Genomic DNA, 13,103 nt, shown 5'->3' with positions numbered 1-13,103 from the left:
GCGTCGAGCCGAAAACTGAGAGAGAAGAACCCTTCGTCGGGGCGGACGCTTACCGCTCTTCGGAGTCGAGGACGCGAATCTGGTCGCCGCGGACGGTGACCGGAATCGGAACCGTCGCCTCGTACAGTTCGACGGTGACCTGGTCTTTCGTCTCGTCGATGCGCTGGACGCGCGCCTTCTCGCCTTTGAACGGGCCGGCGATGAGCTCGACGATGTCGCCCTCCGCGATACCCTCCACGTCCGGCGTCGGCGAGAGGAAGTGCTCGACTTCGGCCATGCTGGAGGTGCCGACCGCGCCGCCGCTCTCGACGAGGCCGCGAGCGTGGGGAATCTCTTCGAGGACACGCGTGACGATGCCGTCGTCGTCGGCCTCGACCATCACGTAGCTCGTGAGCGAGTCGGGCGCGAGGACGGCGTGAATCTGTTCGAACTCCTTCGTCGCGATCATGTCCGCAACCGTCTGCTCCTGGCGAGCAGTGGTCTTCACGGCGAAGATGGGCATCTCAGACCCCTCCGGGGAGGAAGCTCATGACCGCGAAGATGATGAAGCCGAGCAGTCCGACGAGGAAGATACCCGCGCCGGCGATCTTGGAGATTTGGGAGAACTCCTGCCAGGACGGGGTGCTCGCGAGTTTCAACACGCGAACGTAGCTGTTCAGATCGTACTTGACGTCCATGTTGCTGGGGCCTACGGTGTCGGGCTTTTTCTATCTATTGATGCACCGGCGGGTGGGATTCGGAGTCGAACGCGGGCGAAAACGCCGGATTCGACGGCGTGACGCCGCTATGCGGAACCTGAGCGGAGCGAAAAGGGAGCGCGTCGAGACCGCGAGCGCGGTGCGTGCGGGACGGCTCGACTACTCGACGTAGTCGATGTCTTCGAGACGCTCTTCGGCGTGCGCCTGTGCCTCGCCGTTGCGGCCGTAGATTTGGGGCGACTCGACGCCGGTGACGACGATCATCGTCCGCATCATGCCTTCGAGTTCGTCGTCGACGGAGGTCCCCCAGATGATGCGCGCGTCGGGGTCGATGCGGTCGTAAATCTCCTCGACGACGCCCTCGGCCTCCTCGATGCTCATGTCCGAACCGCCGGTGACGTTGACGAGCGCGGAGTTCGCGCCGGAGATGTCCACGTCAAGAAGCGGCGAGCGGAGGGCGGACTTGACGGACTCCTGAGCCTTGGACTCGGAGTCGGACTCGCCGAGACCGATCATGGCGACGCCGCCGCGCTCCATGACGGTCTTCACGTCGGCGAAGTCGAGGTTGACGAGACCGGGCTTAGTGATGAGTTCGGTGATGCCCTTGACCGAGCGCATCAGCACCTCGTCGGAGACCTTGAACGCCTGCCGGACGGGGAGTTTGCCCACGGCGTCGAGCAGGCGGTCGTTCGGGACGACGATGACCGTGTCCGACACGTCGCGGAGCCGTTCGAGACCGGCCTCGGCGTTCGTCCGTCGTACCTCGCCTTCGGCCGTAAAGGGCGTCGTGACGATGGCGATGGTGAGCGCGCCCGACTCGCGGGCCGCCTTGGCGACGACGGGAGCCGAACCGGTGCCGGTGCCGCCGCCGAGTCCGGCGGTGACGAACACCATGTCGGAGCCCTCGATGGCGTCGTAAATCTCCTCTTGGGATTCGAGGGCGGCCTCCTCACCGACCTGCGGGAGCGAGCCCGCGCCGCGGCCTTGGGTCTTCTGCTCGCCCATGAGAATCTTCGTATCGGCCCCGATTTCCACGAGGTGCTGCACGTCGGTGTTGGCGGCGACGAGCTTCGCCCCCTTGATTCCCTCCTCGTGCATCCGGTTGACGGTGTTACCGCCGGCACCGCCGCACCCGACCACCGTGATGTTGGTCTGGAGGTCTTTGAGAACCGCTTTCAGTTCGTCGTCAGTCATCGTCCCGGACCGGTTGATGTTGGCCGCGCCGTCGACCTGAGCCGACTCATCCCCCATGTCCTCGGCCTCGGCCTCGTCAATTGCGTCGCCGACGATAGAGTCCATATTTATGGAGACGGTTTACGGAGGACGACTAATTATCTTTCCCCCTTGCGTCAGACATCTGTCCGACGCGCCGTCGATTCGTGCCGAAACGTGACATGTGAGCCCGCGGCACAGACCGTCTCTCCGGCCGAAACGGTCGGCCGCCTCCCGATGGCGACTACACCGAGAACTCGACGAGTCGCTCTTTCGACACGTCCTCGGGCGCGACGGTCTCGCCGTCGACCTCGACGGACTGCCCGGCCGAGAGCTTGCCGAACGCCGGCCCCTCGGGGACGCCGAACTCGCGTGCGGCGGCGGGGTCGAAGGCGCGCGTGGTCGCCGTGACCGCCCCGTCGTCGCGGACGACGCTGTCGTGTTTCTCGCGCAGCACGTCGCAGAGCCGCGACGCGAGTTCGTCGTAGCCGTCGCCCGCGACCGCGGCGCGGCCCACCGCTCGCGTGCCGCCCTCGGTCGTGTGGAAGGCGACGGTGGTCTCGCGGACGGCGGAGAGCGCGGCGTCGAGGTCGATGCCTTGCGCCTCGCCGAGCAGGCCGTCGGGCAGCGAGACGACCTCGTAGTCGCCGGCGTCGACGCGCGCGCCGAAGCGGAGCCCCTCCTCGACGGTCGTGACGTCGGCTTCGAGGGCGGCGACGCGGTCGAGGGGGACGCCCGCGGTCTCGCGGACCCACGTCTCGGAGACGACCCGGAACCCCTCGGCTTCGAGGGCGGCCGCGAGGTCGTCGCGGTCGCCGTCGACCAGCGCGAGGTCGGCCGCGGAGGCCTCGAACGCCCGGCGGAGCACGTCGCGGTTGTTCTCGGGCGCGCCCATCGCCTTGAGCTGCCAGTCGGCGGCGATGTGGCCGACGCGCCAGTCGGTCTCGTTGAGGACGCGCTCGAACCGCGGGGCGTAGTGGCCGCCGCCGAAGCCGACGAGTTGGCGGTCCGCGTCGGGCGCGACGCCTTCGATGTCGAGAACGGCCGCCGCGACGGCGCGGGCTCCCTCGGGGTCTCCCCACTGCTCTTCGTCGCTCCCGAGCTCGACGAACATCGAGGGGACCGTCGGCTCGGTCGGGCCGTGGTGGGTCGCCTCGATGCCGACCTCGTAGTCGTCGGGCGCGCGCTCGCGGAGCGCCTCGATGACGGCGCGCTGGGCGTTGGGGCACGCGCGGGCGAACCGCCCCGGCTCGCCGCCGTAGTCGGCGGGGCCGAAGTTCCCGGTGAAGTGCGCGGTCAGGAGCGCGCCGGTCTCGCCGGCGTGCCGGGAGACGACGACGACGAGGTCGAGGTCGGCGTCGAACGCCTCGGCGGGGTCGTCGAGGTCGATATGTAGGTCGTCGAACTCCCGGAGTTCGAAGCCGTCCCGGGAGAAGACGGTGCCGCCGCCGTCGGCGTCGGGTCGGTCCCCGTCGGTCCGTTCGTCCCAGTCGGCGAGTTCGAGCAGGTGCTCGCCGATGTGAACCGATGCGCTGTCGGCGCGGCTGACGACGATTCCAATCACGATACGAGGGTCGCCGAGGTCGGCGAAAAGGGCGTCGGAAGCGGCGAGGGGAACCGGTCAGTCTTCGACCGCGGCCGGAATCTCGTTCGCGCCGTAGTCGCCGCGAACGCGTCGAACGGAGAGCTTTGCCACCGCGGCGAGTTGCTCGCGCCGCCGGACGAAAAGCGTTGTTCCGACGACCAGATAGACGACGGAGAAGCCGATGAGCGAGGTTGCGCCGTCGAAGGTGACCGCGCCGAGTCCCGGAATCGGGAGCGTGAGCGCCAGTCCGGTGACGGAGTAGACGAACTGTGCCAAGAAGAGTCCGAGCAGGGCGACCGCCTCGCGGAGGCTGATGGAGAACGTGATGAGGATGGCGATGGCGAAGTAGCTCTGGGCGGCCGTCAGCCAGAGTTCGCCCATCTGGTGGGTGTCGAGCGGAAGCGGCCCGTAGTAGCCGAGCGAGAGGCTGTAGACGAGCACGAGCGTCCCGATGAGGAGCGTCCACTGGTTGAGCTTCGAGGAGATGAGCGCGTTGAAGCCGGCGGTCGACCGCGCCTTGTTGACGAGGTAGGCCACGACGATGAGTTCGGGGCTCTCGCTCGCCAGCGGCGCGACCCACTGAATCATCAGGAACGACGGGATGCCGACCGACTTCCCGAGGGCTTCGAGGCCGTGAGCGAACGGCTCGACGGCGACGAGGATGACGATGCCCGAGAAGACGAACAGCGAGAGGGTCGTGGCGATGCGCTTGGGTTTCCGGTACGACTGGAGGTACGCGGGCACGCCGATTTGCTCTTCGTCCTCGTGCGGCGAGTTCATCGCCACGAAGATGTACGCGACGTAGAGTCCGACGAGGACGAACATGTCGACCGCGCCGATTCCCGCCCCGAGCGGGACGAAGAAGGCGAACACGGTCGCGGCGAAGAGAAACAGAATCTCCGTCGCGATGCCGTGGTCGAGTCGGACCACGTCCGCGAGGAAGCCGGGACGAGACTCGACCGCCTCGTCGCCGGTGTCACGGGCGCGATAGACGGTGAAGAGCGCGATTGCGGACCAGCCGATACCGATGAGGATGCGGTTCGCGCCGGTCATGTTGGCGACGGCGAGGCTCGCGGCCTCGGCCGATTCGGGGGTGCCGGGGTTGATGCCGGCTTCCCACGCGTAGAGGGCGTCAACGGCGTATTCGGGGGCGACCGCGAGCACCGCGAGGATGGCGAGAGCGAACGCCCGCGGCACGTCGGCCTCGGCGGTCTCCGCGCCCCACGCGAGGAGGAACGAGGCCCCGAGAACGGCGATACCGCTGAGGGCGACGGTGACGCCGGTCGCGAGGTCAACGCCGAACACCGTGTGGAGGCCCAGCCACGGGACCGTCAGAAGTGCGGCTCCGAACACCGCGGTCAGGGGATGGCTGAGTCGTCGTTGTCCCATCACGGCTACAAGACCGAAGCCGAAGCGGGTAGCTCTTGTGTTTCAAAATCGGCCCGAGACGGGCGCGAGAGACGGTCGAAATCGCCCGTTTGGGACGTCAGGGAAGGATGAGCCAGAAGAACACGAGGTAGCCGACGACGAGGATGCCGCCGTCGAGGCGGGACACGTCGCGGTTGCGGAGCATCAGCGCGATGACCCCGAAGGTGAACACGAGGAGCGCCGGGAAGTCCAGCGAGATGGTGCTCGGGGGGACGTTCACGGGAACCATGATGGCGAGGATGCCGAGGACGGCGACGACGTTGTAGATGTTGGAACCGACGACGTTGCCGATGCTGAGCTCCGACTCGCCGCGAACCGCGCTGATGACGGACGCCGCGAGTTCCGGCAGCGACGTGCCGAACGCGAGGACGGTCAGCCCGATGAACCGCGGACCGAACCCGAAGGACTCGAGCAGTCCCTGTCCGCCCTGAATGAGCCAGTTCGAGCCGACGAACAGGAGAAGCAGGCCGAGAGCGAGATAGACCACGTCCTTGAACTGCGCGGAGACCTCGTCTTCGTCCTCGATGTCGATTTCGTCCGCGCCGATGGCGTCTGCCGTCGCCGACCGAGCCCGGTAGAGCAGGTAGCCCGTGAACGCGACGAGGATGAGCAGGAGGACGCCGCCGTCGACGGCGCTGAGGTTCCCGTCCATCCCAAGCGCGACGAGCACGACCGCCGCGGCAATCATGAACGGGACGTGCCGGCGGAGCGTCGCGGTCGAGACGCCCATCGGCTCGATGAGCGCCGAGATTCCGAGGACGAGACCAATGTTGGCGATGTTCGAGCCGACGATAGCGCCGAGTCCGAGGTCGGAGCTGTAGCCCAGGCCGCTCAGGACTGCGACGAAGAGTTCGGGGGTGGTCGTCGCGAACGCGACGATGGTCACACCGACGATGGCCGCCCGGAGACCGAGGCCGATGGCGAGTCGAGACGCGCCCTCGACGAGCGCCTCGGCCCCGAGGTAGAGCGCGACGATACCCGCCACGAGGAGCGCGGTATCGAAGGAAATCAGGGTTGCGAGTGCCGACATACGCAGGAATAGACCAACGGGAGACTAAAAGCGCGCCGGTATACCATGGATCCGCGACAATCTATCACGGGAGAGCGAACGGGTGGAAATCCGCGCTGTGGGGGCCGTCGGGTCCCGGCGGAATCCGACGCGGGCGGGCGAGTTATATCTTCGGCAAGACACCTCCCGCCCATGCAAGTCTACGGTCTCGTCGGCAACCCAGTCGGCCACTCGCTGTCGCCGCCGATGCACGAGGCGGCCTACGAGGAAACCGGCCTCGACGCTCGGTACGTCACGTTCGAACCCGCCCGCGACGATATCGCGGCGGCCGTCGAGGGCGCGGACGCCCTCGGCGTCTCGGGGCTGAACGTCACCATCCCGTTCAAACAGGACGTGCTCGAACTGGTCGACCCCGACCCGCTTGCCGAGCGAATCGGCGCGGTCAACACAGGTCGATTTCGGCGGGGAGACGCCGAAGGGGTACAACACCGACGCGGCGGGCGTCACGCGGTCTCTTCGAGCGTCACGGCGTGGGCCTCGCCGGGAACTCGGCCGTAGTCGTCGGTGCCGGCGGCGCGGGGCGGGCCGCCGCGTTCGCCCTCGCCGACGCCGGCGCGTCGGTCCACGTCGCCAACCGGACCGCCGAAACCGCGGTCGAACTCGCCGCGGCCGTCCCCGGTGCGACCGGCGGCGGACTGGACACGCTCGACCGGATTCGGGAGGCGGACGCCCTCGTCAACGCGACCAGCGTCGGGATGGAGTCGCCCGACGAGACGCCCGTCTCCGCGGAGTACCTCCACGGCGACCTCGCCGTGCTCGACGCGGTCTACACGCCGCTTGAAACGCGACTCCTCCGCGAGGCGGCCGCGGCCGGCGCGGTCACCATCGACGGCGCGTGGATGCTCCTCCTGCAGGGCGTCGAGGCCTTCGAGCGGTGGACCGGGCGCGACGCGCCGGTCGACGCGATGAACGCCGCGCTCCGGAGCCACCTCGAGAGCGACTGAGGCCGCTGGTTTTTAAATAACGGATTGCATAGGAGAAGGTAACATGGGCTTGCTTGACACTATTTCGTCGCTCTGGAAATCCCTCGTTGGTGGCGACTCGTCGTCTTCCTCGAAGGAGGGACGTGACGACACGGCGACCGTTACGGTCGAACGCGACACCAGAACCGAACGCGAGGAAGCGAACGTCGAGACCGAGGCCGCGGTGAAGGAACCGGTCGAAGAGACAGAATCGGCGGACGAGACGGCGGGCGAAGAGGCCGACGCGGAGTCCCACGCGGACGACGAGGACACCCGCGACGACGCCGAGGTGGCGGCCGACGCCATCGAGGAAGCCGAACCGGAGGACGAAGCAGTCGAACCGGAGCCTGAGTCCGAGTCCGAGGTCGAAGTCGAAGTCGAAGTCGACGGCGAACCTGAGGTCGAGGGCGAACCGGAACTCGAAGACGAGGACGAGGAATCCGACGGCGCGGAGGTCGAAGACGAAGAGTCCGACGACGAGACGGCCGACAACGCCGACGCGCCCACCGTCGACAGGATTCGCGGCATCGGCCCGGCGTACGCCGAACGCCTCTCGGGAATCGGCATCGAGACCATCGCGGACCTCGCGGCGGCCGACGCCGACGAGGTCGGCGACGAAATCGACGTGTCGCCGAAGCGCGTCCAGCGCTGGATAGACCGCGCCGGCGACGCGTAACCGACGCGCGCCCGGAAGCGACCGACGCGGCTGTTCTCCCGACTGACGACCGCTTTCGACAGCTCGTCGATACGTCGCGAAACCGTTTACCCGGCGGACGGACTGGTGTGGGTAATGACCGCACCGACCGTCGTCACCGACCGCGACGACTTTCGCGCGACCGCCGCGGTCGCGTCACCCGGCGCGCGCGTCCCCGTCGAGGTCCGCGTCGCCGTCTCGGACCCCTTCGACGCCTATCGACGCGCCCGCCGGGATGCCGGCGGCTTCTTCTACGAGACGACCGGCGGGCAACCCGGCTGGGGAGCCTTCGGCGTCGACCCCGCGGAGCGCCTGACCGCTGACGCCCCGACCGACGACGACTGGGGAGACCCCGGCGTCGACACCGCACCGAGCCTCGCCGCGCTCGAATCGTTCGTCGATTCGGAGACGCTCGTCCGCGGCGACTGCGACGCGCCGTATCCCTGCGGCCTGTTCGGCTGGCTCTCGTACGACGCGGCCCGCGAACTCGAATCGCTCCCCGAGCAGACGACCGACGACCGGGGACTCCCGCACCTGCAACTCGGCCTGTACGACCTCGTGGCGTCGTGGGCGGAACCCCGGCCCGACGACGGCGAGACGACGCTTCGCGTCACCTGCTGTCCGGTCGTCGAGGCCGACGAGGACCTCGACGCCGTCTACGACGAGGCGCGAACGCGGGCGACCGACTTCGCCACCGAAGCGGTCGAAGGTGAACCGGAACCCGTCTCCGCGCCCGTCGAATCCGACGAGGCGACGTTCGAGAGCGCCTGCGGTCGCGAGGCGTTCGCCGACCGCGTTCGCGCCGCGAAGCGGTACGTCCGCGACGGCGACACGTTTCAGGCGAACCTCTCCCAGCGACTCGTCGCGCCCGCCGCGGTCCACCCGGTGGACGCCTACGCGGCGCTCCGAGAGGTCAACCCCGCGCCGTACTCGGGGCTGCTCGAACTCCCCGGCGTCGACCTCGTGAGCGCCAGTCCCGAGCTCCTCTTGCGCGTCGAGGGCGACCGCCTCGTCACCGAACCCATCGCCGGCACCCGCCCGCGGGGGGCGACGACCGAGGAAGACGAGGCGCTGGAGGCCGACCTGACGACCGATGAGAAAGAGCGCGCCGAACACGCGATGCTCGTCGACCTCGAACGCAACGACCTCGGAAAGGTCTCGGAGTACGGGTCGGTCGAGGTGACGGAGTACCGCCGGGTGGACCGCTACTCGGAGGTGATGCATCTCGTCTCCCTAGTCGAGGGGACCCGGCGCGAGGGAACCAGCCTCGCCGACGCCGTCGCCGCGGTGTTCCCCGGCGGGACCATCACGGGCGCGCCGAAGCCCCGGACGATGGAGATTATCGACGAACTCGAAGCCACCCGTCGCGGCCCCTACACCGGGAGCATGTTCGCCGTCGGCTTCGACGACCGCGCGGTACTGAACATCGTCATCCGGACGCTCGTCCGCTTCGGAGACGAGTACCACCTCCGCGTGGGTGCGGGCATCGTCCACGATTCGGACCCCCAACGCGAGTACGACGAGACGCTGGCGAAGGCGCGGGCGCTCATCACCGCCATCGACGAGGCGCTGGGCGAGCGCGCGAACATGACCGTGGGGACGGAGCGATGACGCGCATCCTCGTCGTCGACAACTACGACTCGTTCGCCTACAACCTCGTGCAGTACGTCGGCGAGGCGGTCTCCGAGGCGCGGGGTGGTGACGAGAGCGCGGATGGGAGCAGTTCGGACGGCTCAGACGACGTGCTCGTCTATCGCAACGACGCGCTCTCGACCGACGACGTGCGCGACATCGACCCGGACGGCATCGTCGTCTCGCCCGGACCCGGCACCCCCGCGGAGGCCGGCGTCTCGGTGTCGGTCTTCCGCGACCTCGACTACCCGACGCTCGGCGTCTGTCTCGGCCACCAGTCGCTGTGTGCCGCCCTCGGGAGTCGCGTCGGCCACGCGCCCCACGTCGTCCACGGGAAGCCCTCGCTCGTCGAACACGACGGCGCAGGGGTCTTTTCGGGGCTCCCCGACCGAATCGAGGTCGGCCGCTACCACTCGCTCGCGGTCGAACACGAGGACGTCCCACCCGAGTTGGCGGTGACCGCCTACACGGTCGCAGAAGGGTCCGAAGCCGAGAATTCGGACGGCGACACGGGAACCGAGGGCGACGAACCCGCGGTCGTGATGGGCGTTCGTCACCGCGAGAAGCCCCACGTCGGCGTGCAGTTCCACCCCGAGAGCATCCTCACCGATTCGGGGAAAGACATCGTCCGCAACTTCGTCGCGCTCGCCGTGGGCGACGGCCCGGCGGCAGCGGCGTGGGAGGGAGAGCGATGAGCGACGACGGAGTTGGAGACGGCGATGGCGACGCCGACGCCGACACCGGTGGGCGGTCGCTTCGCTACCACGTCGACGGCGACCTCGTCCCCGCCGAGTCGGCGTCGGTTCCGGTCACGGACCGCGGCTTCCTCTACGGTGACGCGGCCTTCGAGACGCTCCGCGCCTACGGCGGCGAGGTGTTCCACTGGGACGCCCACGCCGACCGACTGGCCGAGACGTGCGACGCGCTCGGGATGGACCACGGCCTGTCCGACGACGACCTTCGCGCGCGAATCGACGAGACGCTGGCGGCGAACGACCTCGACGAGGCGTACGTCAGGCTCTCGGTCACCCGCGGTAGTCAGGGTGGCCGCCTCACGCCGGCCGAGGCGGTCGACCCCCGCGTGGTCGTCATCGTGGAACCGCTCTCCCGCGGCGGCCGCGGCTCCGACCCAGTGTGGGACGGCCCCGCGACGGTCCAGACGGTCAAGACCCGGCGCATCCCCGACCGGTCGCTCCCCGCGCGGGCGAAGACGCACAACTACCTCAACGGCATCCTCGCCCGCGTCGAACTCCGCGTCACCGGCGCGGACGAGGCGCTCATGCTCGACGCCGACGGCTACGTCACCGAGGGCGCGACGAGCAACCTCTTTTTCGTCGACGATAACGCGCTCTGCACGCCGAGTCTCGACGGGCCGGTCCTTCCCGGCATCACCCGGCGCGTCGTCCTCGACCTCGCCCGGCAGGAGGGCATCCCGATTCGGGAACGGCGCTTCACGCCGGACGACGTGCGCGACGCGAACGAGGCGTTCCTCACGAACTCGACGTGGGAACTCCGACCCGTAGAGACGGTCGACGGCATCGAAGTCGGTGACGGCCCGGTGACGAAACTGCTCTCGCGGCTCTACGACGACTACGTGGAGCGACGCCACTACGGCGGCGACGGGGGCAGCGATGACGCCGACAACGGTGGCGACGCCGACAGCGTCGGCGGCGACGAGAACTGAGAACTGAGAAATGCTGTCGCGCCCGCCGCGCTCGCCCTCAGAACTCGACGTTCGAACTCGAACTCCGGTCGGCCGGGTCGGTCTCGATTTCGCCCTGTCCGACGTAGTCGAACTCGTCGTCCGAGAGGAAGACGTGGTCGCCGTCGACCGTGATGTCGAGGTCGTCGAGCACCGCGCCCTCGCAGGGGCCGTAGTTGCAGTAGCCCGTGTCGGCCTCGAAGTACGCGCCGTGGTTCTGGCAGATGACCTCGTCGTTGCGCATCGGCGCGCCGGAGCCCTTGTCGAGTTTGATGTGCGTCAGGTGCATGCAGTAGTTCAACCACCCTTGGATGCCGTCGTCGGTGCGCACGAGGATGGCCTCGAGCTCCTCGGCGTCGGCGTCGTCGGCCGCGCGGACCCGAAAGAGAAAGGTCGTGTCGTCGGGCACGTCGCCCACCGCGCAGATTCGTTCGAGGTCGCTCATTGTGCTCTCGTTGGGTCGGGGTCGAAAATCTCCTTCGAAAGCGGTCAACTGGTGGGCAGTCGCTCTTGTTGTGAGAAAGGAAGGGGGATTTGAACGATGCGACTCTCGCTTCGCTCGATTCTCTGGTTCAAATCTACTGAGCTATGAGGCCGACCCCGTGGGTCGCGCCGAGCCGAGACTCGGAGCTCAGGAGTTGAGGTCGGCAAAACCATAGCGGGAGGTAGATTTGAACTACCGATCTCCGGGTTATGAGCCCGGCGGAATCTCCTGGCTATCCCATCCCGCTGAATCAACAAACGAGTCTGCTATTGTTAAGACTTCTGTTTCGGGAGCCGTGTGTCAATTTTCACCGTGAGTCGCGCTGACTCGAACGGGTCGCGATGCGCCACGTGAACAGGCTTTCTGCGACGTAGTTCAGGAGCATTGACGCGCCGATAGCGAGGGGGAGCGGGATGAGTTCCCAGAGGTCGATACCGGCGACCGGAATCGACAGCGACACCTCCCCGAGCGCCCGGACGACGAGCACCTGCACGAGGAGGCCGCCGCTCCGCACGAGGTTCGACTTCACGAAGCGCCGGATCTTCGCGGTGAGCAGGTCCGAGCCCGCGCCCGCGAACGTCCAGCGGTCGTTGATGACGAACATGACGACGATTGCCAACTCCGCGCCGGCGAGCTTCGCGAGTTCGTTGGCGACGCCGAAAAAGACGATGAGGAGACTGCTCAGAGAGAGGTCGAACACCGCGCCGACCGCACCCACGGAGGCGAATTTGCCGAAGCGAGTGCCGGAGACGAGCGCCGAGAGCCGATCAGTCATCCGCGACCTCCGTCGAGAACTGCTCGACGAGGGTCCGTTCGTCGCTCCGCGCGTCGATGAGTTCGTGGAGGCGGTCCTCGCGAATCGTCCGGGCGCGGTGGCGCGACCGGAGCAACCCGCGGGCCATCTTGACCGTCGTGTCGACCGGCGAGACCGTCGAGTTCGGCTGGTCCTCCCAGACGACCGGCACCTCGGCCACGCGGTGGCCGAACGCCCCCGAGACGGCGATGAGTTCGATGTCCCACGCGAACCCCGGCTCGTACAGGTGGGTCCGAACGTCGTTCCACGCCGCGGCGGTGACGGCCTTCGCGCCGCACTGGTAGTCGTACAACGGGACCTCGGTCAGGTGGCGGGCCAGCCACGCGAAGCCGTCGCCGAGGTAGCGCCGCGCGACCGTCTGATGGGAGGCGACGGTCGCGTTCGGGTGGCGGCGCGACCCTACCGCGAGGTCGGCACCGTCGCGGACGGCGGCGACGACATCGGCCATCGACGCGGCCGGCGTGCTCCCGTCGGCGTCGGCGAACGCGAGGATATCCGTGCGAAGCGATTCGAACCCGGCGGTGATGGCCGCGCCCTTGCCGCGGCGGGCGTCGACATCGTTCACGCGGGCGACGGCGGGGAGGGCGTCGAGGGCGTCGAGCGTCTCGGGCCGCGGCGCGTCGAGTTCGACGCGGACCGCATCGGGGTCCAGCGACTCGACGAGGGCGTGGACGTAGGGGACCAGACGCTCGGGGTCTGGTCGATAGGCGGGGACCACCACCCCGACAGACTGCGACATGCACGACCATTCACTCAATGGGGTAAAAAGCGAACCGCTCTGGCCGCACCGGCCATCACAAAACGTATTGCATCCGCGGCGCAG

The 13,103-nt window shown here is 68.1% G+C and carries 13 protein-coding genes, 1 tRNA gene and 1 pseudogene; 5 read left to right on the top strand and 10 right to left on the bottom strand.

All coding sequences use genetic code 11. The annotated features are described in order from the left end of the window. Window positions 1–49 precede the first annotated feature (49 nt). From HVO_RS08155 to HVO_RS08130, 6 genes are all read right to left on the bottom strand, one after another. On the bottom strand, window positions 50–502 hold the full coding sequence (locus HVO_RS08155; protein WP_004044218.1) for a transcription elongation factor Spt5: 453 nt from the start codon (window positions 500–502) through the stop codon (window positions 50–52). 1 nt (window position 503) lies between these two features. Next, the gene (locus HVO_RS08150) at window positions 504–677 is read right to left on the bottom strand and encodes a protein translocase SEC61 complex subunit gamma (RefSeq protein ID WP_004044219.1); all 174 of its coding nucleotides are present in this window, start codon (window positions 675–677) and stop codon (window positions 504–506) included. 180 nt (window positions 678–857) lie between these two features. Continuing rightward, complete coding sequence (gene ftsZ / locus HVO_RS08145) at window positions 858–1,997, bottom strand: cell division protein FtsZ (RefSeq protein ID WP_004044220.1); 1,140 nt, start codon at window positions 1,995–1,997, stop codon at window positions 858–860. A gap of 157 nt (window positions 1,998–2,154) precedes the next feature. Beyond that, window positions 2,155–3,474: a D-aminoacyl-tRNA deacylase gene (locus HVO_RS08140; protein WP_004044221.1), complete on the bottom strand. Its 1,320-nt coding sequence runs from the start codon at window positions 3,472–3,474 to the stop codon at window positions 2,155–2,157. Window positions 3,475–3,531: 57 nt separating this feature from the next. After that, window positions 3,532–4,848, bottom strand: a complete 1,317-nt coding sequence (locus tag HVO_RS08135; RefSeq protein ID WP_004044222.1) for a sodium:calcium antiporter — start codon at window positions 4,846–4,848, stop codon at window positions 3,532–3,534. A 133-nt stretch (window positions 4,849–4,981) separates the two neighbouring features. Beyond that, window positions 4,982–5,953 (bottom strand): calcium/sodium antiporter, encoded by a 972-nt coding sequence (locus HVO_RS08130; protein WP_004044223.1) that lies wholly within the window; start codon window positions 5,951–5,953, stop codon window positions 4,982–4,984. Window positions 5,954–6,124: 171 nt separating this feature from the next. Between HVO_RS08130 and HVO_RS08125 the strand changes: the two are divergent. The 5 genes and pseudogenes from HVO_RS08125 to HVO_RS08105 all read left to right on the top strand — a co-directional run bounded on the left by HVO_RS08125 (window position 6,125) and on the right by HVO_RS08105 (window position 10,964). After that, a pseudogene (locus HVO_RS08125) lies at window positions 6,125–6,936 on the top strand (shikimate dehydrogenase). A 43-nt stretch (window positions 6,937–6,979) separates the two neighbouring features. After that, window positions 6,980–7,630, top strand: coding sequence for a helix-hairpin-helix domain-containing protein (locus tag HVO_RS08120; RefSeq protein WP_004044225.1), 651 nt, complete (start codon window positions 6,980–6,982; stop codon window positions 7,628–7,630). A gap of 114 nt (window positions 7,631–7,744) precedes the next feature. Next, window positions 7,745–9,259, top strand: a complete 1,515-nt coding sequence (gene pabB, locus HVO_RS08115; RefSeq protein WP_004044226.1) for an aminodeoxychorismate synthase, component I — start codon at window positions 7,745–7,747, stop codon at window positions 9,257–9,259. Then, complete coding sequence (locus HVO_RS08110) at window positions 9,256–9,975, top strand: anthranilate synthase component II (protein ID WP_004044227.1); 720 nt, start codon at window positions 9,256–9,258, stop codon at window positions 9,973–9,975. The genes pabB and HVO_RS08110 overlap by 4 nt, the downstream gene beginning before the upstream one ends. After that, window positions 9,972–10,964, top strand: coding sequence for an aminotransferase class IV (locus tag HVO_RS08105; RefSeq protein WP_004044228.1), 993 nt, complete (start codon window positions 9,972–9,974; stop codon window positions 10,962–10,964). The genes HVO_RS08110 and HVO_RS08105 overlap by 4 nt, the downstream gene beginning before the upstream one ends. Window positions 10,965–11,001: 37 nt before the next feature. Here the strand turns inward: HVO_RS08105 and HVO_RS08100 are convergent, their stop codons facing one another. The 4 genes from HVO_RS08100 to HVO_RS08085 form a co-directional block, all read right to left on the bottom strand. Then, complete coding sequence (locus HVO_RS08100) at window positions 11,002–11,427, bottom strand: Rieske (2Fe-2S) protein (protein WP_004044229.1); 426 nt, start codon at window positions 11,425–11,427, stop codon at window positions 11,002–11,004. Window positions 11,428–11,638: 211 nt separating this feature from the next. Continuing rightward, window positions 11,639–11,713 (bottom strand) — tRNA-Met (locus tag HVO_RS08095). Window positions 11,714–11,773: 60 nt separating this feature from the next. Next, window positions 11,774–12,241: a GtrA family protein gene (locus HVO_RS08090; protein WP_004044230.1), complete on the bottom strand. Its 468-nt coding sequence runs from the start codon at window positions 12,239–12,241 to the stop codon at window positions 11,774–11,776. Next, a complete protein-coding gene (locus tag HVO_RS08085) occupies window positions 12,234–13,019 on the bottom strand; it encodes a glycosyltransferase (protein WP_004044231.1) in 786 nt (261 codons plus the stop codon). Before HVO_RS08085 ends, HVO_RS08090 begins: the two co-directional genes overlap by 8 nt. Window positions 13,020–13,103 lie beyond the last annotated feature (84 nt).

It is taken from the genome of Haloferax volcanii DS2, assembly GCF_000025685.1.
In the GTDB taxonomy this organism is placed as follows: Archaea; Halobacteriota; Halobacteria; order Halobacteriales; family Haloferacaceae; genus Haloferax; species Haloferax volcanii.
The sequence above is the reverse complement of the archived record's forward strand: the minus strand, read 5'-3'. Positions and strand labels throughout refer to the sequence as shown.

Excerpts from the sequence above, each read along its gene's own strand:
- HVO_RS08155 (WP_004044218.1), bottom strand. The coding sequence starts at position 502 with ATGCCCATCTTCGCCGTGAAGACCACTGCTCGCCAGGAGCAGACGGTT.
- HVO_RS08150 (WP_004044219.1), bottom strand. The coding sequence starts at position 677 with ATGGACGTCAAGTACGATCTGAACAGCTACGTTCGCGTGTTGAAACTC.
- ftsZ (WP_004044220.1), bottom strand. The coding sequence starts at position 1,997 with ATGGACTCTATCGTCGGCGACGCAATTGACGAGGCCGAGGCCGAGGAC.
- HVO_RS08130 (WP_004044223.1), bottom strand. The coding sequence starts at position 5,953 with ATGTCGGCACTCGCAACCCTGATTTCCTTCGATACCGCGCTCCTCGTG.
- HVO_RS08120 (WP_004044225.1), top strand. The coding sequence starts at position 6,980 with ATGGGCTTGCTTGACACTATTTCGTCGCTCTGGAAATCCCTCGTTGGT.
- pabB (WP_004044226.1), top strand. The coding sequence starts at position 7,745 with ATGACCGCACCGACCGTCGTCACCGACCGCGACGACTTTCGCGCGACC.
- HVO_RS08110 (WP_004044227.1), top strand. The coding sequence starts at position 9,256 with ATGACGCGCATCCTCGTCGTCGACAACTACGACTCGTTCGCCTACAAC.
- HVO_RS08105 (WP_004044228.1), top strand. The coding sequence starts at position 9,972 with ATGAGCGACGACGGAGTTGGAGACGGCGATGGCGACGCCGACGCCGAC.
- HVO_RS08100 (WP_004044229.1), bottom strand. The coding sequence starts at position 11,427 with ATGAGCGACCTCGAACGAATCTGCGCGGTGGGCGACGTGCCCGACGAC.
- HVO_RS08090 (WP_004044230.1), bottom strand. The coding sequence starts at position 12,241 with ATGACTGATCGGCTCTCGGCGCTCGTCTCCGGCACTCGCTTCGGCAAA.
- HVO_RS08085 (WP_004044231.1), bottom strand. The coding sequence starts at position 13,019 with ATGTCGCAGTCTGTCGGGGTGGTGGTCCCCGCCTATCGACCAGACCCC.